22 protein-coding genes and 1 pseudogene are annotated in these 23385 nt (G+C 68.3%); 9 read left to right on the top strand and 14 right to left on the bottom strand.

Annotated elements, in window-relative coordinates:
* The coding region (locus HUW62_RS24110; protein ID WP_368670470.1) for a spermidine synthase at positions 1-1561 on the top strand (1561 nt) is incomplete at its 5' end.
* Between the two features lies 1 nt (position 1562).
* Here the strand turns inward: HUW62_RS24110 and HUW62_RS24105 are convergent.
* Positions 1563-2333: a YoaK family protein gene (locus tag HUW62_RS24105; RefSeq protein WP_163863969.1), complete on the bottom strand. Its 771-nt coding sequence runs from the start codon at positions 2331-2333 to the stop codon at positions 1563-1565.
* A gap of 110 nt (positions 2334-2443) precedes the next feature.
* Positions 2444-2788, bottom strand: coding sequence for a histidine triad nucleotide-binding protein (locus HUW62_RS24100; RefSeq protein ID WP_163863968.1), 345 nt, complete (start codon positions 2786-2788; stop codon positions 2444-2446).
* A gap of 192 nt (positions 2789-2980) precedes the next feature.
* Between HUW62_RS24100 and hprK the strand changes: the two genes are divergently transcribed.
* From hprK to HUW62_RS24070, 6 genes are all read left to right on the top strand, one after another.
* Positions 2981-3946: an HPr(Ser) kinase/phosphatase gene (gene hprK / locus HUW62_RS24095; RefSeq protein ID WP_163863967.1), complete on the top strand. Its 966-nt coding sequence runs from the start codon at positions 2981-2983 to the stop codon at positions 3944-3946.
* Entirely contained in the window at positions 3943-4806 is an 864-nt protein-coding gene (rapZ, locus tag HUW62_RS24090) for an RNase adapter RapZ (RefSeq protein ID WP_163863966.1), read from the top strand. The genes hprK and rapZ overlap by 4 nt, the downstream gene beginning before the upstream one ends.
* A gap of 12 nt (positions 4807-4818) precedes the next feature.
* A complete protein-coding gene (locus HUW62_RS24085; RefSeq protein WP_163863965.1) occupies positions 4819-5364 on the top strand; it encodes a manganese efflux pump MntP family protein in 546 nt (181 codons plus the stop codon).
* Between the two features lie 150 nt (positions 5365-5514).
* Positions 5515-7032, top strand: a complete 1518-nt coding sequence (locus tag HUW62_RS24080) for an NAD(P)/FAD-dependent oxidoreductase (RefSeq protein WP_176435743.1) — start codon at positions 5515-5517, stop codon at positions 7030-7032.
* A gap of 87 nt (positions 7033-7119) precedes the next feature.
* Positions 7120-7965 carry an SDR family oxidoreductase gene (locus HUW62_RS24075; RefSeq protein ID WP_163863963.1) on the top strand — a complete coding sequence of 282 codons (846 nt, stop codon included), beginning with the start codon at positions 7120-7122 and terminating at the stop codon, positions 7963-7965.
* A complete protein-coding gene (locus HUW62_RS24070) occupies positions 7962-8669 on the top strand; it encodes a QsdR family transcriptional regulator (RefSeq protein WP_176435742.1) in 708 nt (235 codons plus the stop codon). The genes HUW62_RS24075 and HUW62_RS24070 overlap by 4 nt, the downstream gene beginning before the upstream one ends.
* Positions 8670-8778: 109 nt before the next feature.
* On the opposite strand, the gene HUW62_RS24065 is transcribed toward HUW62_RS24070, so the two are convergent.
* The 5 genes and pseudogenes from HUW62_RS24065 to HUW62_RS24050 form a co-directional block, all read right to left on the bottom strand.
* Positions 8779-9114, bottom strand: a complete 336-nt coding sequence (locus HUW62_RS24065) for a hypothetical protein (protein ID WP_176435741.1) — start codon at positions 9112-9114, stop codon at positions 8779-8781.
* A gap of 888 nt (positions 9115-10002) precedes the next feature.
* Positions 10003-10419: a DUF2000 domain-containing protein gene (locus HUW62_RS24060; RefSeq protein WP_217911511.1), complete on the bottom strand. Its 417-nt coding sequence runs from the start codon at positions 10417-10419 to the stop codon at positions 10003-10005.
* The gene (locus tag HUW62_RS48945) at positions 10350-10748 is read right to left on the bottom strand and encodes an AraC family transcriptional regulator (RefSeq protein ID WP_255203610.1); all 399 of its coding nucleotides are present in this window, start codon (positions 10746-10748) and stop codon (positions 10350-10352) included. The genes HUW62_RS24060 and HUW62_RS48945 overlap by 70 nt, the downstream gene beginning before the upstream one ends.
* Before the next feature lie 161 nt (positions 10749-10909).
* A pseudogene (locus HUW62_RS48940) lies at positions 10910-11344 on the bottom strand (AraC family ligand binding domain-containing protein); the annotation flags it as partial.
* Positions 11345-11357: 13 nt separating this feature from the next.
* Positions 11358-11495, bottom strand: coding sequence for a hypothetical protein (locus tag HUW62_RS24050; RefSeq protein ID WP_176435740.1), 138 nt, complete (start codon positions 11493-11495; stop codon positions 11358-11360).
* Positions 11496-12114: 619 nt separating this feature from the next.
* Between HUW62_RS24050 and HUW62_RS24045 the strand changes: the two genes are divergently transcribed.
* Positions 12115-13215, top strand: a complete 1101-nt coding sequence (locus HUW62_RS24045; RefSeq protein WP_176435739.1) for a hypothetical protein — start codon at positions 12115-12117, stop codon at positions 13213-13215.
* Positions 13216-13230: 15 nt separating this feature from the next.
* Complete coding sequence (locus tag HUW62_RS24040) at positions 13231-13680, top strand: SitI3 family protein (protein WP_176435738.1); 450 nt, start codon at positions 13231-13233, stop codon at positions 13678-13680.
* Positions 13681-13759: 79 nt separating this feature from the next.
* Here HUW62_RS24040 and HUW62_RS24035 read toward each other — a convergent pair whose 3' ends face one another.
* The 7 genes from HUW62_RS24035 to HUW62_RS24005 are packed head-to-tail and all read right to left on the bottom strand — an operon-like array spanning position 13760 to position 23383.
* Positions 13760-14407 carry a hypothetical protein gene (locus HUW62_RS24035; RefSeq protein WP_176435737.1) on the bottom strand — a complete coding sequence of 216 codons (648 nt, stop codon included), beginning with the start codon at positions 14405-14407 and terminating at the stop codon, positions 13760-13762.
* Positions 14404-14958 (bottom strand): hypothetical protein, encoded by a 555-nt coding sequence (locus HUW62_RS24030; protein ID WP_176435736.1) that lies wholly within the window; start codon positions 14956-14958, stop codon positions 14404-14406. Before HUW62_RS24030 ends, HUW62_RS24035 begins: the two co-directional genes overlap by 4 nt.
* Positions 14959-14968: 10 nt before the next feature.
* Positions 14969-18301, bottom strand: coding sequence for a glycoside hydrolase family 2 TIM barrel-domain containing protein (locus tag HUW62_RS24025; RefSeq protein ID WP_368670468.1), 3333 nt, complete (start codon positions 18299-18301; stop codon positions 14969-14971).
* Positions 18298-19668, bottom strand: coding sequence for a GH1 family beta-glucosidase (locus HUW62_RS24020; protein ID WP_163863950.1), 1371 nt, complete (start codon positions 19666-19668; stop codon positions 18298-18300). The genes HUW62_RS24025 and HUW62_RS24020 overlap by 4 nt, the downstream gene beginning before the upstream one ends.
* Complete coding sequence (locus tag HUW62_RS24015) at positions 19649-20644, bottom strand: ABC transporter ATP-binding protein (protein WP_163863949.1); 996 nt, start codon at positions 20642-20644, stop codon at positions 19649-19651. The genes HUW62_RS24020 and HUW62_RS24015 overlap by 20 nt, the downstream gene beginning before the upstream one ends.
* Positions 20641-22410 (bottom strand): dipeptide/oligopeptide/nickel ABC transporter permease/ATP-binding protein, encoded by a 1770-nt coding sequence (locus tag HUW62_RS24010; protein WP_176435735.1) that lies wholly within the window; start codon positions 22408-22410, stop codon positions 20641-20643. The genes HUW62_RS24015 and HUW62_RS24010 overlap by 4 nt, the downstream gene beginning before the upstream one ends.
* Entirely contained in the window at positions 22403-23383 is a 981-nt protein-coding gene (locus HUW62_RS24005; RefSeq protein WP_163863947.1) for an ABC transporter permease, read from the bottom strand. Before HUW62_RS24005 ends, HUW62_RS24010 begins: the two co-directional genes overlap by 8 nt.
* Positions 23384-23385 lie beyond the last annotated feature (2 nt).

The following is a 23385-nucleotide window of genomic DNA, read 5'->3' as shown; positions in this document are numbered from 1 at the left end:
CCCCATCGACTCCGAGGTCCGGCCTGGAGTGGCGCGCACGCTGGCGTGGCTCGGGCTGGCCACGTGCGCGTCGGTGCTGCTGCTCGCGACGACGAACCAGCTCTCGCAGGACGTGGCCGCGGGCCCCTTCCTCTGGGTGCTGCCGCTGGCCGTCTACCTGCTCACCTTCATCATCGCCTTCTCGCGCGAGTCCTTCTATTCGCGCACCATCTACGGGGTGCTGCTCATCGGCTCGGGAGCGGCGGTGGCGCACGCGCACGCGGCGGGGGCCCACTTTCCGCTCCCCCTCCAGCTCCTCGCCTACGCCTTGTCGCTCTTCGCCGGCTGCATGGTGTGTCACGGCGAGCTGTACCGGCTGCGTCCGGCGCCGAGTCACCTGAGTGCCTTCTACCTGTGGGTGTCCGCTGGTGGCGTGCTGGGCGCGCTGTTCGTCAGCGGCGTGGCCACCGTCTTCTTCCGCGCGTACTGGGAGTACCCGCTGTCCCTGGGAGGCTGCTGCGCGGTGGCGCTCGCGGGCATGGTGCGCGGGCCGGCGGCCGAGACGTGGAGTCAGCGGGGCCGACGGGTGCTGCGCGGCGCGATGCTCGTCATGGTGACGGTGAACCTGTTCCTCTCGGTGAACCGGGAGCTGGACAAGGCGCTGTTCAGCGAGCGGAACTTCTTCGGCGTGGTGCGGGTGACGGAGCAGGGCGAGGGGGACCCCGAGAAGCACTTCTACAGTCAGCGCCACGGCGCCATCACCCACGGCATGCAGTACGTCAAGCCGGAGTACCGCTCGCGGCCCACGACGTACTACACGCGAGAGGCCGGGCTGGGGCTCGCCATCGCGGAGCAGCGTCGGCTGCGCGCGGCGGTGGGCCTGCCTCCGGGCCTGCGCATGGGCGTGCTGGGGTTGGGCGTGGGGACGAGCGCGGCGCTGCTGGAGAAGAGCGACTTGGGGCGCTTCTATGAAATCAACCCGGCGGTCATCTCCCTGGCGCGAGGCGAGGGCGGCTTCTTCAGCTACCTGAGCGACTCGCCCGCGACGATTGAGGTGGTGGAGGGGGACGCGCGCATCTCCCTGGAGCGCGAGCTGGAGCGGGGCGAGCCCGGCGGGTTCGACGTGCTGGCGTTGGATGTCTTCTCCTCGGACTCCGTCCCCGTGCACCTGCTCACCGAGGAGGCCGTGGCCCTGTACAAGCGGCACCTGGCCCCGCACGGCGTGCTGGCGTTGCACATCAGCAACGTGCACCTGGACCTGGTGCCGGTGACGCTGTCGCACGCGCGCCGCCTGGGCATGCACGCGGCCTTCGTCTTCCACGACACGCAAGGGGACGCGCTGCGCAGCAACTGGATGCTGCTCAGTCCGGACCGTGAGTTCTCCTGGGGCCCGACGTTCACCCGCGCCACGGCGCGCGTGCGGCGCCTGGGGTTGCGTGAAGAGCAGGACTTCGCCTGGACGGATGACCGCAGCAGCGTGCTGCGGGTGCTGCGGGACATCGAACCCGATGTGAATGTCGTGGATGTGGAGGCGTCCTCGGGCCCGCCGAAGGTGCCCCTGGCCCGGCCCGCCGGGCGGTGACTCAGGCGCGCGAGGCCGAGTCCGGCTGGCGTCGCGCCGCCGGGCTCAGGTCCAGGCCGATGAGCAGGAGCAGCACCGCGCACGGCAACCCCAGCGCCGCGGCCCCGTGGCGGACATAGAGCAGCGGCCCGCTGATGCACCCCAGGAGGAACGCGGCGCCCAGTCCCAGGTGCAGGCGCGTGCGCTCGAACTCGATGGCCGAGGGCAGGGCGCGCAGCCCGCGCCACACGCCGGCGACGCCCTGGCCGCGAGCCCCGTCCCGTACCCAGGCGAACATCCGCACCAACTGGATGCCGATGTCCGTGAGGATGCCGGTGACGTGTGTCGTACGCACCACCGCGCCGGACACCCGGGTGACGAGCGCGTTCTGCAGCCCCATGGCGAAGGACAGGCCCCACATCAACACGGGCGCGCGCGTCCCCGGCGAGGACGTGAGCGCCGTGCCGATGCCGGCCAGCGTCACCACCTCCACCATCAGCGCGGCGACGTGCCGGCCTCGCGAGCGGTGACGGGACGCATCCAGCAAGGCCGCCGCGCACACCGCGCCCAGCACGAAGGACAGGAGCAACTGCGCGGCGAGCACCGCGAGACGCGCTTCGCCGGTGGCAAGCGACTCGCCCAGCGCCGCCATGTTCCCGGACATGTGAGAGGTGTGCATGCCGAGCGCCACGAAGCCCGTCGCATTCACCGCGCCGGCGACCGCCGCGAGCAGGAGCGAGAGCACCGTATAGGCGCGGCGGTTGCTGGGAGAGGATTCCGTGGTGAAGGGCATGCGCGGCGCACCCCTGCGCTGTCAGGGAACGCTAGCACCCGCTCACCCGGCTCGCGTCCACTCCCGGCCAGAGCGCTCCGGCAGCCCGGGGCGCGGCGCGAGACGCCCGCTCAGCCTGGCGGCCAGAGGAGCGGCCGACCGGCCAGCAGGTGCAGATGGATGTGGAACACCGTCTGCCCGGCGTCGCGGTGGGTGTTCATCACCACCCGGTACCCGTTGCTGTCGTGGCTCCGCTCCTTGGCCAGCTTCGCCGCGGCCACGAAGAGGTGGCCCACCGCCGCCTCGTCCTCGGTGGAGATGTCGTTCACCGTGGCGATGTGCTTGCGGGGGATGAACAGGACGTGCGTGGGCGCCTGGGGATTGATGTCCTCGAAGGCCAGGCAGGAGTCGTCCTTGTAGACGACCTTGGCTGGAATGAGGCCGTCTCGAATCTTGCAGAAGAGGCAGTCGGACATGGGTCGGGGCTTAGCAACGCGCGAGGCGCGGGGAAATGGCCTCGGCGCTCATTGTTGAGGTCCCAAGCGATTCCCCAGGAGGGCGGCCAGGGCTTCGCTCGGGTGGGCAATCGGCGGTAGAGGTGGGGGACGACATGCCAGGTGGGCACTTCGCCTCAAAAGGTCCCACCGGTGATATTCCAGGCCCCGACGATGAAATCCATCCGCATCTCCCAGCTCATCGAGGACCACGACTACGACTTGCGCCTCACGCTCATCGCGGGCGCGAGCGGGCTGACGCGGACGGTGGACTCGTCGCGCATCCAGAAGCCGGGGCTGGCGCTGGCGGGCTTCACCGAGCACCTCCACCCCCACCGGGTCCAGGTGTTCGGCAACACCGAGATTTCCTACCTGGCCACCCTGCCGGAGCCCCGGCAGCGCGAGGCGCTCTCCAAGCTCTTCGAGGAAGAGGACCTGGCGTGCGTCGTGGTGACGAAGGAGCTGGAGATTCCGCCCGTCCTGGTGACGGCGTGCGAGGCCGGCGGGCTGGCGCTGATGAAGACGCCGCTGCTCTCCAGCGAGTTCATCACCCGGGTGCAGTCCTTCCTGGAAGAGGCGCTCACCGAGTCCAGCAGCCTGCACGGCGTGCTGATGGACGTCTTCGGCGTGGGCATCCTGCTGCTGGGCAAGAGCGGCATCGGCAAGAGCGAGATTGCCCTGGACCTGGTGATGCGGGCCCACCGGCTGGTGGCGGACGACATCGTCGACGTCACCCGGCGCAAGGGGGCCGTCTACGGCGCGGGCAACCCGGTCATCAAGCACCACATGGAGATTCGGGGCCTGGGCATCATCAACATCAAGGACCTGTTCGGCGTGGCGGCGGTGCGCGAGCAGAAGAAAATCGAGCTCGTCATCGAGCTGCAGGAATGGGACCCCCATCAGGAGTACGACCGGCTGGGCGTGGAGGACAAGCATCTGCAGATTGTGGGTGTGGACATCCCGCTGTCGGTGGTACCCGTGCGTCCAGGCCGTAACATGGCGACCATCATCGAGGTGGCCGCCCGCAACCAGTTGTTGAAGCTTCAGGGCCACCACTCGGCGAGGGAATTCGCCGAGCGGCTCAACCGAGCCATCGCCGAAGGGGCGATGCGCCGCACCCTGGGAGAAGAGGTCGAGTGACCGCGCCCGCGAAACAGTTGGTCGTCATCACCGGCATGTCCGGCTCCGGCAAGTCCACCGCCATCCGCGCGTTGGAGGATGCGGGGTTCTTCTGCATCGACAACCTGCCGGTGCTGCTGCTGCCCAAGCTCACGGAGCTCGCCGGTGGGGGCAACATCGAGCGCATGGCGCTGGTGATGGACGTGCGCGAGGGCGTGTTCCTCAAGGACGCCCCCCGCGTGCTCGACGAGGTCCGCCGCGCCGGGCACCACGTGGAGGTGCTCTTCCTCGACTCCAGCGACGACAGCCTCATCCGTCGCTTCAGCGAGACGCGCCGCCGCCATCCCTTGGCGCCCAACGGCACCGTGGCGGACGGCATCAAGGCGGAGCGCCAGGAGCTGCGTGACTTGCGCGAAATCGCCGACCAGGTCATCGACTCGTCGGTGCTGAACGTGCACGACTTGAAGCGCATGGTTCAGGCGCGCTTCAGCCCGGAGCCCGCCGCCGGGCCGAGCCTGTCGGTGATGTCGTTCGGCTACCGGTACGGGGTGCCGCCGCAGGCGGACCTGGTGCTGGACGTGCGCTTCCTGCCCAACCCGTACTTCGTCCCGGAGATGAAGGGCCTGACGGGCAAGGTGCCCAAGGTGGCCGCGTACGTGTTGGAGCGCGAGGAGACGCAGCAGTTCCTCGAGAAGGTCGTGGACCTGTGCCGCTTCCTCTTCCCTCGCTACCAGAAGGAGGGGAAGGCGTACCTCACGGTGGCGCTGGGGTGCACGGGTGGCAAGCACCGCTCCGTGGCCATCGCAGCGGAGCTGACCAGGCGGCTGACCGACGAGAACACCCGCGTTCAGCTCTGGGACCGCGACATCGAGAAAGAGTAGCTCGAGGCCCACATGACCCTGTTCCTGCTCGCGCTCGGGGTGGCGATGGATGCCACCGCTGTCTCTGGCGGCATGGCCATTCGCGGCGCCCGTCCGCCGGATGTCCTCAAGCTGGCGTTGACCTTTGGCCTGTTCCAGTTCGGCATGTCCCTGGGCGGTGCGCTCGGGGGCAAGGCCATCCTCACGCACTTCTCCGCGGTGGACCATTGGATTGCCTTCGTGCTGCTCGCGCTGGTGGGTGGGCACATGATTTGGGAGGCGTTCTCCCATGACGAGGAGACGCGCGCCGCCACGGGCATTCCGCTGCCCATGCTGCTGACGCTCGGCGTGGCCACCAGCATCGACGCGCTCGCCGTGGGCGTGACGCTGCCCGCGCTGAACCTGAGCATCCTGCTGTCCACCGGCGTCATTGGCGTGATGACCTTCGTGCTGTCCATCCTCGGCGCCTGGGCTGGCAAGCGGCTGGGAGAGCGCTTTGGCACCAGCATCGAAATCCTCGGCGGCCTGGTGCTCATCGGCATCGGCTTCAAGACGCTCTTCGACCACATGAGCGCGTAGGCCTTCTGGCGGTGGGCTCGGTGCCCCCGCCCGAGGCTGCCCTCGTGCGACACCTCGCGGTCCTACGTCACGGGTGAGTCAAGATTGCGAAGTGACTCATGACGCGCCATGCTGGGAGTCCGTAGCGCGGATTTCCCACTGGAGGCCAGGATGTCCCTTCCCCTGACGCGGCACTTCCACGTGGCCATCGCGGGCAGTGGGTTCGGCGGCCTGGGGATGGCCATCCGGCTCAAGCAGGAGGGGATGGAGGACTTCGTCGTCCTGGAGCGCGCGGACGACGTGGGCGGCGTCTGGCGGGACAACGCGTATCCGGGCTGCGCGTGTGACGTGCCCTCGCACCTGTACTCGTTCTCCTTCGCGCCGAATCCACGCTGGTCCCGGGCGTACTCGCCCCAGGCGGAGATTCACGCGTACCTGCGCGACTGCGCGGAGCGGTTCGGCGTGCTTCCTCACGTGCGCTTCCGTCACGCCGTGGAGGACGCGCGCTGGGACGACGAGGCGGGGCACTGGCGCCTCCAGACGTCGGAGGGGCTCTTCACGGCGGACGTCTTCATCCTCGCGGCGGGAGCCTTCGGCGAGCCGGTGCAGCCCGCCATTCCGGGCCTGGAGCGCTTCCAGGGCAAGGTGATGCACTCGGCGCGGTGGGACGCTGACTACACGCTTGCGGGGCGCAAGGTGGCGGTGGTGGGCACGGGCGCGTCCGCGATTCAGTTCGTCCCGGCCATCCAGCCGAAGGTGGCGAAGCTGGTCCTCTTCCAGCGCACGCCGCCGTGGATTCTTCCGCGCAACGATTACGCCATCTCCGGTTGGAAGCAGTGGCTGTACGCGCGCGTCCCTGGGGCGCGGTGGTTGATGCGCGCGGGCATCTACGCGGTGAAGGAGCTGTCCGCGCTGGCCTTCATGCATCCGTGGATCATCAGGTTGGCGCAGCGGGGCGCGTGGCGGCATCTGAAGGCGTCGGTTCCGGACCCGGTGCTGCGCGCGAAGCTGCTTCCCGGCTACACCCTGGGCTGCAAGCGCGTACTGGTGTCGGACGACTATCTGCCGGCGCTGACTCGGGAGAACGTCGAGGTCGTCACGGAGGGGCTCCAGGAGGTGCGCGAGCACTCCGTCGTCACGACGTCGGGCGTGGAGCATCCGGTGGACGCGCTCATCTTCGGCACGGGGTTCCAGATAACGGAGCCGTCCTTCGCCCGGCACATCCGGGGGCGTGACGGGCGCACCCTGGCGGAGACGTGGGCGGGGAGCATGAAGGCGCACCTGGGGACGTCGGTGAGCGGGTTCCCCAACTTCTTCATGTTGCTGGGGCCGAACACGGGGCTGGGGCACACGTCCGTCATCCTGATGATTGAGAGCCAGCTGGCGCACGTGCTCAGCGCGCTGCGCTACCTGGAGGGCAGGGGGCTGGCGGCGGTGGAGCCGACGGCGGACGCGCAGGAGGCGTTCGTTCGCGAGGTCGACACGCGGATGGCCCAGACGGTGTGGATGCGGGGCGGCTGTGTGAGCTGGTACCTGGATGCGACGGGGCGCAACTCGACGCTGTGGCCGGGCTTCACGTTCGACTACCGGCGCCGTGTCTCCGCCTTCGAGCCGACGGAGTACGTGGCCATCCACCGGCGCGCGCGTGCGAGGGGTGAGGCGGGTTTTCAGAAGAAGGCGCATGGCTGACGCGGTGGCGATGGTGGCGCTCGCGATGTCGTCGCGCCGCATGCTCGATGAGGGTCTGTCGGGCCGGACGCGGAACGGAGCCAACGGATGAAATCGGTGAAGGACAAGGTCGCGGCGATTACCGGAGCGGGCTCGGGCATTGGCCGGGCGACGGCGGTGTTGCTCGCGCGTCAGGGCTGTCACGTCGCGTTGTCGGACGTGAATGTGCAGGGGCTCTCCGAGACAGAGACGCAGTGCCGCGCGCACGGCGTCCGTGTCCGGGTAGACCGGGTGGATGTCGCGAAGCGCGAGCAGGTGCACACCTGGGCGGACGAGGTGGCGCGAGAGTTCGGCGGCGTCCACATCATCATCAACAACGCGGGCGTCGCGTTGGGGGCCACCATCGAGGACACCCGGTACGAGGACTTCGAGTGGCTGATGAACATCAACTTCTGGGGCGTGGTGTATGGGACGAAGGCGTTCCTGCCGCACCTGAAGGCGGTGGACGAGGGACACATCGTCAACGTGTCGAGTGTCTTCGGGTTGATTGGGGTGCCGACGCAGGCGGCGTACAACTCGGCGAAGTTCGCGGTGAAGGGCTTCACGGAGGCGCTGCGGCAGGAACTCGAGGTGGAGCCGGGGACCATCGGCGTCACCTGTGTGCACCCGGGGGGCATCAAGACGAACATCGCGCGCAATGCGCGGGTGACGCCGCGCGCGGGGTGGACGGACGAGCGGTCGTCGAGTGACTTCGAGAAGTCGTTCGCCACCACGCCGGAGCGGGCGGCGGAGGACATCCTCCTGGCGATTCGGAAGAACCGTCGGAGGCAGCTCATTGGCGGGGACGCGGTGCTCATCGACCTGTTCCAGCGGTTGTTGCCGACCCTGTACCAGCGGGTGCTGGTGGCGGGGATGCGGCGTCGGCGGCGGAAGATGCTGAGCGCGGCGACATGAAGCGCACGCGCGTGAAGGATGCGAGGCGCGCGACGAAGGCGGCGCCTTCGAGGACGCGTCGGCCGGCTTCGCGAGAGAAGGCGCGGGGGCGGGTGACGCCGCTCTCGCAGCGGTTGGAGGTGCCCTCGCGGGCGACGCCGCAGGACCTCTTCGCCCTGGCGATGCGGTGGTGGGATGAGGGAGAGCGGTTCGACATCGGCCGGATGGCGCAGGAGCTGGGCGTGAGCCGGGCGACGGTGTTCCGCTGGGCGGGGACGCGAGAGCTGCTCTATGGGGAGGTGCTGTCCTTCCGGTTCGAGGCCGCGCTCACGGCGGCGAGGAGCGAGTTCAAGGAGGAGGGGGCGGCGCATGTGGCGGAGGTCACCCAGCGCCTCATCCACCTGATTGTGGCGGATGCGCCGCTGCGGCGCTTCATCCAGCAGGACTCCGAGTATGCGATGCGGGTGTTGATGTCGAAGAGCAGCCGCGTGGAAGAGCGCTGCGCGGCGAGCATCCGGAGGGCGCTGGAGGAGGGCGTGAGAGAACGGCGCCTCCGTCCGGCGATGAGCCTGGATGCATTGTCGAACGTCATCGTCCGGGTGGGGCAGTTCTTCCTGTACCGGGATGCGCTCACGGGCGACCCGCCAGATGTGCAGGCCGCCATCACCGCGACACTCATCCTCCTCACCGCGGAAGAGGGCGATGCGAGGTGGAAGAAGCGGTGACGAAGCGGCGTGAAGTGGGCGTCAGGAGATAACGGGAAACAGGAGTCCGGCCCTGGCGAGGCTGGGAACTCCGCGACAGACGGTCGTGCCTGTCGCGGAGAGAGCGGCGTTACCGCCAGACTCCATTGCAGCATTCGGCGTAGCACTCGCCGCTGGAGACGCAGGACCTGCCCGAGAAGGGGCCGCCAAGACAGTAGCCGTCATCCTTGGCGGAGCAGATCGTGCTGCCGTCGTTCGGGTAGTACGCCCCATCGCTGAACGTCACGCCGCCGTAGGTGCACGTCTGGCAGGACTTCGTGACGCCGTCACACGTGACGAACCCCGTGGGGCCATTCAGAGCTGAGCAGATGGACGTGCCACTGCACCTCAACGTCGTACAACTGCCGCAGATGGCCGTGGCGGTACAGGCGGCCAGGGAGTCACCGCTGGACTCAGCGCCCTGCACTTGGTCACCCAGGGCACTTTCCTCGTGCGAGGTCGGATTCTCTTCCGTTGGGTCAGGACTGCATGCGGTGAGGCACAGCGAAGACAGGACGACCATGAAGACGGCACGGAGCATTCGAGACATGAGACACCTCTTGTGTCACGTCGATAAGGGTTTGCGTCTTCCCGGGGACGCCGCTACTCGAGGTACCAGGTGCCGTTGCAGCAGAGGGCCACACACTGAGCGGCGTTGAGACAGGGGTTGTCCACAAGGGGCCCCGTGCAACGATTTGATGCGCAAGTGCCAGCGTAGGTTGTGCCGTCGGCGTAGCTCTGGGTGCGGAACGGACACATCCGACAGGATGTGGCGACGCCATCACACGTGGCAGCGCCAGTAGGGCCATCGACCCCCGAGCAGGTAGACACGCCGCTGCATGTCACGGTGGTGCAATCCCCACAGCGTGCCGAGGCAGTGCAGGCCGCCAACTCCGAATCGGTGGACAATCCCTCGGCGGACTCGTCGAGCTGACTCGATTCCTCGACGGCAGTGGAAGGTTGCGTGGGGCCGGGCTCGGAGCCACAAGCGGCGAGGAGCGCGGAGAGGAGGGTAGCAGTGAAGAGGGTGCGGCCAGTTCGCGACATGACGGGAGGACTCCCGGGGCACCTTCAACGGATGCCCAAGTGGGGTGTGGATGGAGACAGCAGGCAAAGACGGTCCGTCGCCTGCTGTCGCTCCAGGAACACCCCATCGGTCGGCCTTGGGTCCGTCGGTCCGGGATGGTGGACGGGCGATGTGCCGGAATCAAATGAAGGACACCTTGCTTTGTCGGTGTTCGTCAAAAGGCAACTGTCCATCGTATGGCTTTGAGTGGCTAAAGCACTCGCATTGCAAAAATTAAATGGGGCTCCCTCACTTGTGCAGCGTGAGCCCCTTGATGGCCTTGTCTACCTGCTTGCGCTCACCTCGCAGCGCCAGCCCCACGAAGTCGAAGTCCTCGGGGTTCTCCGCTCGGAACGCGGCCCGGTTGTCCACGTCGTTGCCCGTGGCGAACATCGCGGCCACATAGACAGCGGTTGTCAGCCCACGCTCGATGGCGACCCGGTGCGCGACCTGGAGCTGCTCCTTCGTGTCGCTGAACACGAGCATCGGCTGACCCAGGAGCCGGCTGTATTTCCTGCCCGTCGCGTCTTCATACGGCTCCCCCAGCATCTCCGGAGCCGATGCGGCCATGCCCGTTGCGAGGAAGGCGGTGACGTTCAGCTTCTGCCAGACGGCGAGGTCTTCGCGGATGACGATGGAAATCTTGGTCGTGAACAGCTCGGGCATGGAGGTCTCCTCTGTCGCCGTTCATCCTCGACAGGGGCGCGCTCCACGTCTGGAACGTTCGTGCACATCGCGCGGTAGGCAGCGGGCGTCAGTCCATATGCGCGCCGAAACCATCGTCCCAGGTGACTCTGGTCCGCGAAGCCCACCGCCGCCGCGACGTTCGCGGGCGTCTCTCCTCTCGCCAACCTGCCGCGTGCCGCGGCGAGGCGAAGCTGCACCAGGTACGCATGAGGTGGCAGTCCATAGGCCGCGCGGAATGCTCGCGAGAGCTGGAAGCGATTCGCTCCACACTCTCGCGCCAGCTCCTCCAGCCCCAGGTCCTCCTCCATCCGCGCCCGCAGAACTCCCGCGCCCGACGCGCGGACCGGTGCGCCGCCTCCCCCAGCCGTGTCACCACCGACGCCCCGAGCTGCGGATTGAGCGCCGCCGCCAGTTCCTCCAGCGCCTCGTCCTGCGCCAGCCGCGAGCCAGTCCCGCGCAGTCGCCAGAACGCCCGCTGGATATGCGCCGCCAAACGAGGCTCCTCCGTGAGTGTCGCCTGGAAGCCCGGTCCTTGTGCCACCCCGCGCCCATCCGCCACCCGCTCGCATGCCTGAGCAACCCACGACGGCTCCAGGTAGAGCATCAGGTACGTGAAGCCCGTCTCGTCCCGGGCATGTCCGTCATGCGTCTCCCCGGGCTCAATCAGGATGACCCGTCCCGGCGTGCTCTGGTGCAAGGCCCTCCGACACGAGAACTCCTGGAGCCCCTGCTCCGTCACCCCTACGAGATACGCGTCGTGGAAGTGCGGGTCATACGCATGGCCCGTGAAGTGCGCCCGGATGCTCTCGATGCCCGTCGCCTCGTCACGCGCCACGTCGACCCAGTCCCGCTCGAGTCGGGACGCTGGGGAGCAGCTCGGACAGGACGGACGCGCACCGGACATCTCGCGCGCAAGCCTAACACCGCGCCTGAACCCAGGCCCGCTCCCCAGAACCAGGGAAGCGGGCCCCAGGCTGCAGGTTGCCGAGCAGCAGCGCGTTGCCCGAAGGCCCGCCTCCCGCGATGAACACGAAGGGCGACAGCACCGCGCCCATGTTCACTCCCGCCAACGTCCGCGAAGGCGGTTGATGCTGCTCGTCGTTGGTTCCTGGGTCTGGCCGGCACGCGACTCCTTGTGTTGGCCAGCGTTGTTGGCGTGGAACCCGGTGGGGCCTGGACGCTCTCGTCCGGTCGAGTGTTTCCTTCAATGGACTTGAACCGCACGGTTCCGGCTCCATGCCGATGACCCGGAGGGGGAACGTGTCGCGCCTGCTGACCTTGGGAGTGTTCTGGGGCGTGGCCTCCTTGGTCATGGGCTGCGGCAGCGCCTCGCGCGTGGTTCGTTTGGAGATGGGGCGTGGGGAGGCGGTCACCTTTGTCTCATCTCCCGCGCAGCCGGTGGTGATTGCTCCTGACGACTTCAAGGATGCCGTAGGAGGGCTGGCCAGCGACGTCCGGCCTGCTGCCTCACCGAGACTCTTCGCTCACCGACTGCTGGCGAGTGCCTCGCGGGATGGCCGACAGCCGCACCCGCGAGGGCACTTGAGGTTGGTGGCCGGGGGCATCGCGGACTCGCGGCGGAGCGCGGGGAACGACACGGATGGGGAGACGCACTTCGCGCTGACGCGTGAATACCGGAGATGGTGTGAGAGGAAGGACACGCCCGGTGACTGCTTGCGCCTGCTTGTCGATGCGGCCAGCCTGGATGAAGAGGGTCGGCGCACCCTGGCCCTTTCCATTGCGTTGGATTCGGTGTGGTCCGAGACGGCCGAATCCCTCGATGCCATGACGGACCCGGGGGCGGTTCAAGCGGCGATTGTCACTTCCATGGCCGTGTACCTGACGCTGTGGTTGCTGCCAGAGCCGGTGTCGAAGGGCGTGGCGGCTGTACTGACAGCAAGTCTTATCGCCTGGCTGGGGATCGACACGGTATGGGGGCTCATCGGCGGGTGGATCCGACTGACGGATGAGGTGAAGAGCGCCACGACCTTCGACGAGGTGAACGCGGCGGGAGAGCGATATGGCGAGGTGATGGGAGCCAACGCCGCGCGAGTCTTCGTCATGCTCGCCACCGCGGCCATGGGTAGCACGGTAGGACTGGCCATGAAGGCACCGACACTTCCTGGCTACTCCCAAGCCGCTCGGGTCGCTGCTGGGCAGGGTGGTTTCCAGTTGTCGTCCGTGGCCCAGGTGGGAGCGGTCGCCATCTCGGAGGGGGCGCTCACCATTGCCCTTGCGCCGGGAGCGCTGGCCATGTCGGCGAGCCAGCAGTCAGGAGGTGGTGGATTCAGCAACAGCGGCGTTCCGCGCGGCGAGGCGGAAGCCCGGACTCTTCCGTCAGAAGCTTCCGACCCGAATGCGACCCCCAGCGGTTACAGGCCGCGCATCTCCCCGGACGATGACAAGGCAACCCTTCGTTCCCTGATGAGAGAGAACGAATCAGCTGATCTTCTCGCGAGAGCGGGCTTCAAGGTCGAACAACGACCTCAGGTCGCTGGCACCACCAGGAAGCCCGACTTCCGAGTCGAGGGCCGCGTCTTCGACAACTACGCTCCGAGCACGTCGAACCCGCGGAACATCTGGGCGGTCGTCAACGACACGAAGGTCAACCCCACGGGCAAGTCGATGCAGGCCGACAGGATTGTCCTCAATCTGAGAGACAGCGGTGTGGACCTCGCGGCGCTGAAACGACAATTCACCGAGTGGCCGATGCCCAACCTCAAGGAGGTGCTCGTCATCTCGCGAGAGGGCGGTATCGTTCCCTTCTGGCCGTAGCCCAGGAGTCAGCACATGTCGCTGGACTACAACTTCCGCATCGCCACCGTCCTGGAACCCGAGAGGGTGCTCTCAGTCGTTGTTGACGCTCTGAAGCTGCGCCCTCGCACTGGCGGCTCGGCCGAAGAAATCGCGGGGCCAGGTTTTCTTCTCGCCGCCGGGGTTGTTGCTCCGAGGAGCAAGGAGATGGTGGAAGAGACCCTGGGATTCTCCCCCTCCGTGGACCTCCAGTTCTGGCTGGATGACAGCCAGCGGCACGCCGCGATGACCGCCATGCTCCAGAGCGTACTCGCTGTGCTGCGCGAGGTTCAGGGCGACGCTACGCTCCTGTTCGGAGGCGAAACCGTCCTGCTGCTCCGTCGCGATGGGCAACTGGTCCTCGATTCGGGGACAGGTGCCTGGACGCCCGAGCGGCTGGCGTTCGCGGACGCACCCTACGAGATGCGGGAGTTACCCTCACTGTAGCCACACCTCGGGAGGCGCTCGTTTCTCGTCGACCCAGGCCCGCTCCCCAGAACCAGGGAAGCGGGCCCAAGTCTCACGGCTAGTTCGCCGTGAAGTACAGGTTGTCCAGCAGCAGCGCGTTGCCCGAAGGCCCGCCTCCCGCGATGAACACGAAGGGCGACAGCACCGCGCCCAGGCTCACTCCCGCCGAGGAGAAGTCCGACAGCGGAATGGCCAGGTGGTGCCACTGCCCATCATTCACATACCCATACTTCGCCACGTCGAGCTGCACGCCCTCCGTGTCACTCATCCCAATCTTCACCGAGGAGAACCCCGGGTCCGACGAGTTGAGGCTCACGTGCAGCGTCTTCCACGCGTCCAGGTTGTGCCCCGTATCCCAGTGGATGCCGAAGCCCAGCCACCCCTTGCCCGCGTGGACGATGCGGTCCGCCGTCTTCCCCTCGATGCGCGTGTTCGAGGCCTCAATCGTGACGGTGCCCTCGTACAGGTAGAGGTGCGTGTCCACGTCGTTGATGATGATCTCCTCGGACCGCCCTCCCTCGTAGAAGCCGACGAACAGGCGCCGCTGGCCCGCCTCGAACGGGAACGGCCCCGGGAGCGCCTCGTCCTGGGGATTCGGCCCGGCGTCGTCCTGCGAGGACGGTTGGTGGTTCTCGTAGTCGTTGGCCCCCGGGTCCGGCCTGCACGCGGCCAACGTCAACAACAGCACTCCCACGGTTCGCTTCATGGTCGCACCGCCCTTTCACCACCACTCGAGGTCCGCACCAGCACCCAACCGCCCGTCACCGTCCCACCCATCTCCACGATGGCCTTGTAGGACGGCGTCAGCAGCTCGTAGGGAATCGTCCCAGTCGAGTCGTACGTCACCGCGTCCGGGAAGTTGTCCAACACCGACTGGTACGCGCGGATGGCCATGTCCCGCACCACCGGCAGGTCCTCCTGCCTGGCCAGTCCGTTCTGATACACGCCGAGCAGGTTGAGGCCGACGTAGTACTGCGCCTCCCCATACGGCCCTCGCGCGAGCACGGTGGCCCACGAGTAGAACGCCGCCACCGGCCCCGCGTTGGCCTGGAGCACCCACTTCGTCTCCGTCCCCGGCGTCGAGTCCGCGAACGGATTGTTCGGGTCGTCCAGGATGGTGGTGCTCGGATACACACCCATGGCCGGGTCGAAGACCTCCAGCGTCAGGTCCTCCAGCGGCTCGCCATAGACATAGCTCGCGCGGTCATAACACCCGAAGGTGCTCAAGGCCGCGAGGAGCACGAGACACGTCCTCATACGTCGTCCCTCAGAGCGAAAGGATTGCATACGCACCCACCTCGTATTCGCGGCCCTTGAGTCCCTCGGCGATGGCCATCGTGCTCATGCCCTCCGAGTACTCATCCAACATGCGCACCAACCCTCGCAGGCCGAAGCGCGTGGACACCGCGCCCAGCACCGGCCGCTTGAGCCCGTAGGACACGTCTCCGCCCAACTGCACCGGATACGTGAGGTTGAACACGCGGTGGTAGTCGTACGGACCCCAGTCGTTGAACCGCAACTGCGTGGCGAGCAGCAGCGTGTCGTACAGCACGTTGGCGTCCAGGCCGAAGCGGCGCACCTGCCGCGCGTCCTCGCCTCCGGACTGCACGCTGCCCACGAAGGCCGTGCCGTACAGCTTCAGCCGCTGTGACGGGTTGCCCACCATGCGCAGCGTCGTCTCCCACTCGTCGCGCGCCGGCGGCGCCCCGGCGAAGGCCACCGCGCTGCCGTCCGCGAGGATGGCGATGCTCGCGTCTCGCGACGTCGGCTGGCGGCGGTACACCAGGTCCAGGCCCGCGGCGAAGGGCGCGTCCTCGCGCATCTCCCGGTCCCACGCCCAGAACCACGTCCCCGGCGTCGGGTCGAAGGTGATGAGCAGCTCCGCGCCGAGCGTCTCGCGGTTGTCGAGGACGGTGAAGGCGTCCTGCAACACGTTGCGCGCGCGCACCGCCGGGAAGTACGTGCCCGAGTCCTGGTCGAACGTGTCGGGGATGTTCGGGTTCGGTCCGATGAGGGGCTTCTGGTACAGCACGTTCGGCGCCACCTCGATGGTGCCCAACTGGAACGCCGCGCCCGCCTGCGCGCCGAAGTGGTTGCCGCGTCCGCTCTCCCGCAGGCTCCAGCCCGTCAGGACGATGCTCGGCTCGGGGCCGCCGTCCGCCACCAGCCCGCGGAACGAGCCCTGGGCATACAGCCGCACGCCGCCCAGGTCATACGTGGCCCGCGCCTTCGCGCCGAGCGTGTCGAGGAACTGCACCTCGTCGCGCAGCACCTCCTGGCCCGTGCCCATATAGCTCGCGCCACCCTTCGACTCGCGCGTCCAGGTGAACTCCTCACCAATACGTTGGGGCGCCGCCAGGATGCCGCCGATGTCGAGCGCGAGCGGACCCTTGTTCCATTCGAAGGTGAGCGCGGTGCGACGCGCCACGCGCTCGCGGATGACGGAGGCCGTCTGCTGCGTGGCGCCCCGGGCGATGTCCTCCTGGTGCACCAGCGTCAGCGCCATGTCCCCGAAGCCCTTGCGGTACTTGGCGACGATGGACGGGTTGGCGCCCCAGTACAGCTCCGGACCCACCGCCAGCTTGAAGCCCTCGAAGGAGCGCTTGCCGCTGAGCACCACGCCGAAGGGCGCGTTGCCGTGGTAGATGTCGATGTTCGGCCCGTAGTTGGCCTCGCGATACAGGCCGAAGAAGTCGCCCTCCTCGCCCCAGTGGTAGTGGCCGACGCGGTAGTAGCCCTCCAGCGCGAAGTCCGCGCGGTCCAGCTTGAACTCCGCCTGGTACAGCGCGAAGCGGTCGAAGGCGGACACACCCGGCTGGGCGACGCCCGGTGTCGGCGAGCCCGTCGTCGGCGCCGTCGGCGTCGGCGTGGTGCCCCGGTTCTCGTAGAAGAGGTTGTTGAGGCGGTTGGTGGCCACGTTGCCCACCACGTTGAACGACGCGCGGCCGTACACCCCCGTCGCCGGCTGGACCGCCAGGTCGAAGAAGATGGACTCCGTGTGGTCCGCCGACGTCAGGTTGGGCCGCGTCGTGGCGATGCTCCCGCGCGACAGCGAGCTGTCCATGACCAGGCGCAGGTTGGACACGCGCACCATGCTGAGCTCCTCCGTCTTCGCCAGGGCGATGGAGGACTCGTAGCTCTTCGACATGTCGGAGGGCCGCAGCGCGGAGAAGTGCGCGTGGATGCGGTCCAGGTCCGTGTCCGCCGCGTACGGGTCCAGGCGGAAGGCCGCCTGCAACATATAGTAGGCCGTGCGCGGCTGGATGCGGGAGATGCCCGCGTCGTCCGGCTGGCCCAGGGCGCAGATGCCGAACCACTCCTCGTTCATGTTGTTCTGGCCGGGCACGAAGTCCGCCGCGTAGCCACCGTTGGGCCACGACGCCGTCGTGTCGTGAATGGAGAGGTTGGCCTCCTGGCCCATCTTCCACCAGCCGTCCACCCACTGGAACACGAAGCCGCCCAGCGCGTTGCCCACGCGGCCCTGGCCGTAGGTCTGCGTATAGATTTCCTCCCACTGCTGGCGCAGGTACTCGGCCTGGGACAGGTGGTCCTCACGGCCGTCCCGCGCGTTGAACGCATCCGCGCCGAACTCCGAGAAGAGCACCGGCTTGTCCGTCTTGCGCAGCACCTCTTCGAACAAGTCCCGGACGCTGGGGCCGCGGTAGACGTTGGCGCCGAAGATGTCGATGTCGGTGCCGTGCTTGGCGATGAGGTCGATGTACTGGAGGTCGCCGTTGGCCAGGGCCACCGGGTGGTTGACGTCGCGGGCTTTGATGGTCCGCGCCGCCTCGCCCATCAGCGTGTAGAGGTGCACCGCGCGCGCGGCGTCCTCCTGGCCCGGCAGCGCCTCGATTTCGTAGCTCGTCCAGTGCAGGCCGTAGTTGTTCTCGTTGCCGAGCAGCCACATCAGCACGCCCGGAACGCCCCGGTAGACCTCCACCTTCTTCGCCAGCTCCTCGAGCAGCGCCTTGCGGTGCGCGGCGTTGGAGTAGTCGATGTTCGGCACGAAGGCGTTGTTGACGGTGGCGCCGTAGCGGCCCATCAACGGGTTCACCACGGTGGTGATGCCGTAGTTCTTGAAGATGAACTCCACCCAGCGCGGGGGGATGTCGTCGAACTGGCGGATGGAGTTGACGCCCATGTCGCGCAAGAGCGTCATCTCCCGCGCCAGCACCGCGCGCACGAAGTCGTCGGGCTGGTTCCAGAGCGAGTAGCGGTAGTTCTCTCCAATGGGCGTGTAGCCCCAGTTCATGCCGCGCAACAGGAAGTCGCGGCCGTCCACCTTCAACTTGAAGCCGCGCTCGTCGTGCTGAATCTTGACGACGGTGGCCTGCTCCGCGCCCGGCTTGACGTCCACGGGCTGGAGGGTGAGGGGCTGCGGGGCGGGAGACGGCGTCGGACTGGGAGGACCCGAGGGCGTCGTCGTGGTGGCGGCGGGAGGCGCGCCACCCGGGGGAGTGGCGGCGGGCGGCGTCGACTCCACCGGCGCCGTTTGCGGTTGGGCACCGCCGGGCTGGACGGGCTGCGCGTCCTGCCCGGCATGGACGGGGGCCTGATATAGCGCCACCGCGAGGAGGGGTGCGAGGACCAGGGCTCTCACGCGGCCAGCTCCACATCCAGCCCGTTCTGGGCCACCACGGCGCGGTACAGATGCGCGCTGTCCTTGGGGATGCGCTTCTGCGTGGCGTAATCCACGTACACCATGCCGAAGCGCTTCTGATAGCCGTAGGCCCACTCGAAGTTGTCCAACAGCGACCACGCGAAGTAGCCCTTGAGCGGCACGCCCTGGTTGATGGCCTCCAGCGAGGCCTCCAGGTGCGAGCGCAGGTAGTGCACGCGCTTGGCGTCCCTCACGCGGCCATCCGGGTCCGGCGCGGTGCCGTAGGCGGCCCCGTTCTCCGTGACGTAGAGGTGGCCCGGCTTGTAGTCCTGGTGCAGCCGCACGAGCAGCTGCGTGAGGCCGTGGGGCGACACCTCCCAGTCCATCTCCGTCTTCTCGGAGCTGACGTGGACGGTGCGAGGCGCGTTCTGCGCCTCGGGGATGCGGTCGCTGCGGATGACGCCGCGGTTGTAGTAGTTGACCCCCAGGAAGTCGATGGGGACGGCGATGTCCGCCAGGTCGCCCTGCCGCACGAAGGGCAGCGTGTCCGACTTCAGTCGCCCCTCGGCGACATGGTCGTCAATCACGTCGCGCGGGTAGCCCTTGCCGTAGAGCGGGTCCAGGTACCAGCGGTTGAAGCCGCCGTCGAAGGAGCGGCACGCGTCGTGGTCCTCCTTGCTGGGCGACGCGGGCTCCGCGGGCACCAGGTTGAGGGTGATGCCGACCTCCGCCTTGGGCACGTTGGAGCGGATGACGGGCACGGCCTGCCCGTGCGACAGCAGCACGTGGTGGGCCGTGGCCAGCGCCTGGCCCCAGTCCTTGATGCCGGGCGCATGCTCGCCGTTGGCGTAGCCCAGGATGCTGATGCACCAGGGCTCGTTGTGCGTAATCCACTTCGACACGCGGTCCCCGAGCTTCTGGCTCACCACGTCCGCGTACTCGACGAACGCGCTCACCGTGTCGCGCGAGGCCCAGCCGCCCTTGTCCTGGAGCGCCTGCGGCAAATCCCAGTGGTACAGCGTGACGGCGGGCTCGATTCCCACCTCCAGCAGTCCGTCGACCAGCCGCGAGTAGAAGTCGAGTCCGGCGGTGTTCACCTTGCCGCGCCCGACGGGGAGCACGCGCGGCCAGGCGATGGAGAAGCGATACGCCTTCAACCCCATCCAGCGCATCAGCTCCACGTCCTCGCGCCAGCGGTGGTAGTGGTCGCAGGCGACGTTGCCGTTGGTTCCGTCGGCGATTTTACCGGGCGTGGCGGCGAACCTGTCCCAGATGGACTCACCGCGCCCGTCGGCGTCGGTGGCCCCTTCAATCTGGTACGAGGAGGTGGCCACACCCCACACGAAGTCATGAGGAAACTGCCGCATCGTCAGGGACTCCTTTCGAGGACTCGAGATGGCAGCGGACGTGGTGCTCCGCCGCCGGAAGGTGAAAGGGAGGAAGCGCCTCGTGGCACCGCACGTCGGCGTGAGGACAGCGGGGCGCGAAGGCACACCCCAGAGGCGGAGGCGGCGTGGTCGCCACGCGCGCGGGGAGGGGCGTGCGCAGGAAGTCCGCGCCATCCGGCACCGCGGACAACAGCAGCCGCGTGTACGGATGCCGAGGCGCCTGGAGCACGTCGCTGGTGCGGCCCGTCTCCACGACGGAGCCCGCATAGAGCACCAGCACCCGGTCCGCCAGGTGACGGGCGCTCGCCAAATCATGGGTGATGAAGAGGATGCCGATGCCGCGCTCGCGCGTCAGGCCCTTGAGCAGTTGGAGCACACCCCGGCGCGTGGACACGTCCAGCATGGAGGTGGGCTCGTCCGCGATGATGACGTCGGGCTCCACCGCCAGCGCCCGCGCCACGGCCACGCGCTGCCGCTGGCCACCGGACAGCTCGTGCGGATAGCGCTTCGCCAGTTGCTCCGCGGGCGTCAGGCCCACCGACTCCAGCAGCGCGTGCACCTTCCGCGTCAGCTCCACGCCGCGCGCCCGCCCGTGGCGCACCAGTGAGCGCTCCAGGTGATAGGCCACCGTGTGCACGGGGTTGAGCGAGGCGAACGGGTCCTGGAACACCATCTGCACGCGGCCCCGGTAGGCCAGCGACGCGGAGCCGCCCTCGCGGGCGAGCACGTTCTCTCCGCTGAGGAGGATGTCGCCCGAGTCTGGCGTGTCCAGCCGCGCCAGGAGGCGGGCCAGCGTGGACTTGCCGCTGCCGGACTCACCGACGAGCGCGAGGATTTCTCCGCGCTCCAGCGAGAAGGACACGTCCGTCAGCACCTTGCGGCGCGCGTGGGACAGGAAGCCTCCCACGGGGAAGCTCCGGTTCAGCCGCGCGGCTTCCAGCAGGGGAGGGCTCATCGACGACCTCCAGGCAGTGCGGCGAGCGGAGCCTTCAGCGCGCTGGCGGCCTGCTCCAGCACATCGGGCGTGGGCGCCTGCGTGTCGGTGGCCCCCAGATGCGGGAAGGACGACAGCAACAGGCGCGTGTACGGGTGACGGGCGTCCGTGCGCAGCCGCTGCGCGGTGTCCACCTCCACCAGCTTGCCGGCCTGGAGGATGCCCACGCGGTCCGACAGCGCGAGCAGCAGCGGCAAGTCATGGGTGATGAAGAGGACCGCGAAGCCCAGCCGCGACTTCAACTCCAGCACGCGCTGGAGCAGCTCCTTCTGCACCACCACGTCGAGCGCGGTGGTGGGCTCGTCCATCACCACCAGCCGGGGCTCCAGCGCCAACGCCAGGGCGATGCCCACGCGCTGCCGCATGCCGCCGGAGAGCTGGTGCGGCCACGCGTTCACCAGCTCGGGCTTCAGGCCCACCATGGCCAACAGCTCGCGGCCCCGCGCATACGAGGACGCGCGCGAGCCACCCCCGTGGGCGGCGAGCGTGTCGTGGAACTGCTCACCCAGCGTGAGCACCGGATTGAGCGCGCTCATCGCGCTCTGGAACACCATGGACACACGGCTCCACCGGAAGGCGCGCAGCGCCTCCGGCGACAACGCGGTGACGTCCGTTCCCTCGAAGAGGATGCGTCCCTGGGTGATGGCTGCTGACGAGGGCAACAGGCGCAACAGCGCGTAGCCCAGCGTGGACTTGCCGCTGCCGGACTCGCCCGCCAGGCCGAACACCTCGCCCGGGGCGATGTCCAGGGACACCTGGTCCACCACGCGGGAGGGCCCTGCCTGCGTCATGTATTCGATGCTCAGCTCGCGCACGCTCAACAGCGCGCCGGGCGCGGTGGCTTCCTGCGCTGGAGTGGCGACGGCATGCACCACCGCGGCCTTGGGCGCCTTCGGAGGCGCGCGCAGCGAGGGGTTGGTCAGCTCGTCGATGGCGGAGCTGAGCAGCGTGAGCGAGAAGCCCACCAGCGCGATGCAGATGCCCGTGGGGACGAAAATCCACCAGGAGCGCGTCAGCAGCGCCGCGTCGTTGCCGGCCCAGTAGAGGTTGGTGCCCCACGTCACCGCGCCCACGTCGCCCAGGCCCAGGAACTCCAGGCCCACCTGCGCGCCCACGGCGTACAGCGTGTTTCCAATGAACGAAGAGGCCACCAGCGACGCCATGTTGGGCAACAGCTCGCGGGTGATGATGCGCGCGTGGCTCTCTCCGGCGACCACGGCCGCCGCGACGAAGTCCCGGCCTCGCAGCGCCAGCGCCTCCGCGCGGAAGACGCGCGCGTTCCAGGCCCAGCCCGCGAAGGTGAGCACCACCACCATGCGGAAGGGGCCGGAGGGCAGGTAGGCGCCCAGGACGATGGCCAGGGGCAGGCCCGGGATGACCAGGAAGATGTTGGTGGTGAGTGTCAGCGCGTCATCCACGCGGCGGCCCAGGTAGCCGGCGGTGATGCCCACCAGCGCGCCCACCAGCGTGACGAGCGCGCCCACCGCGAAGCCGATGGCCAGCGTCTCTCGCGCGCCCACCACCGTCTGCGCGAGCACGTCCTGGCCCTGGCCCGTGGTGCCGAACCAGTGGGCACTCGAGGGCGGCTGGTGGGGCTGGCCCATCAGCTCCGTCGGGTCCATCACGAACCACGGGCCCACCAGCGCGACGAGGAGGAAGCCCAGGAGGAGGGTGCCTCCCACGGCCGCCTTGCGCTGGCGGAGCAGGCGTCGAAGGGTCTCACGCATGGGCGCGGGTCCTCGGGTCCAGCCAGAGGCAGAGCAGGTCCACGGCGAAGTTCGCGGCGAGCACCGCCAGCGTGATGACCAGGAAGAGCCCCTGCATCAGCGGGTAGTCCTGGTTGCGCACCGCGAGGATGAGCAGGTAGCCGGTGCCCGGATACGAGAAGACGATTTCCGTCAGCAGCGAGCCGCTCAGCACGAAGCCCAGCGCCATGCCGAAGCCCGTGACGTTGGGCAGCAGCGCGTTGCGCGCCGCATAGCGCAGCATCACCTGACGCGGCGGCAGGCCCTTGGCGTGCGCCAGCCGCAGCGTGTCCGTGCCCAGCACCGCCACCATGGTGTTGCGCATGCTCAGCATCCACCCGCCGAGCGTGGCCACGACGATGGACGTCGCCGGCAGCACCGCGTGCCGTCCCACGTCCGCGATGAAGGTGAGCGTCGCCCCGGGCTCCACGTCGTGCGAGTACGCGTGCCGCAGCGGGAACCAGCCCAGCCCGAAGCCGAAGAGGTACAGGGCCAGCATGGCCAGCCAGAAGTAGGGGAAGGCCCCCAGGAAGGCGAGCGCGGGCGCGAGCGCGGAGTCCAGCCAGCCGCCCCGGTTCCACGCGGCCAGCACGCCCAGCATCGTCCCCACCGCGAAGCTGATGATGACCGCGCACCCGGCCAGCCCCAGCGTCCACAAGAGGCCCGTGCCGATGACCTCCGTCACGGGCGAGGGGTAGTACGCGTACGACAGGCCCATGTCGCCGGTCACCAGGTGCTTCAGGTACGTGAAGTACTGCACGTGCCACGGCGCGTCCGTGAAGCCGAACGCCGTCTTCAGCGCGACGAGCGCCTCGGGGGAGATGCGGCCCTCGAAGCGGGCGAACATCGCCGTGGCCGGGTCTCCCGGCGCGAGCCTCGGGATGACGAAGTTCATCGTCAGCGAGGCCCACGCGGCGAGCAGGTAGAAGCCGAGCCTGCGGAGCACGTAGCGCATGG

Origin of the sequence: Myxococcus sp. AM011 (genome assembly GCF_013372595.1) — a bacterium.
GTDB lineage: Bacteria > Myxococcota > Myxococcia > Myxococcales > Myxococcaceae > Myxococcus > Myxococcus eversor.
This window is presented reverse-complemented; position numbering and strand designations above follow the sequence as displayed.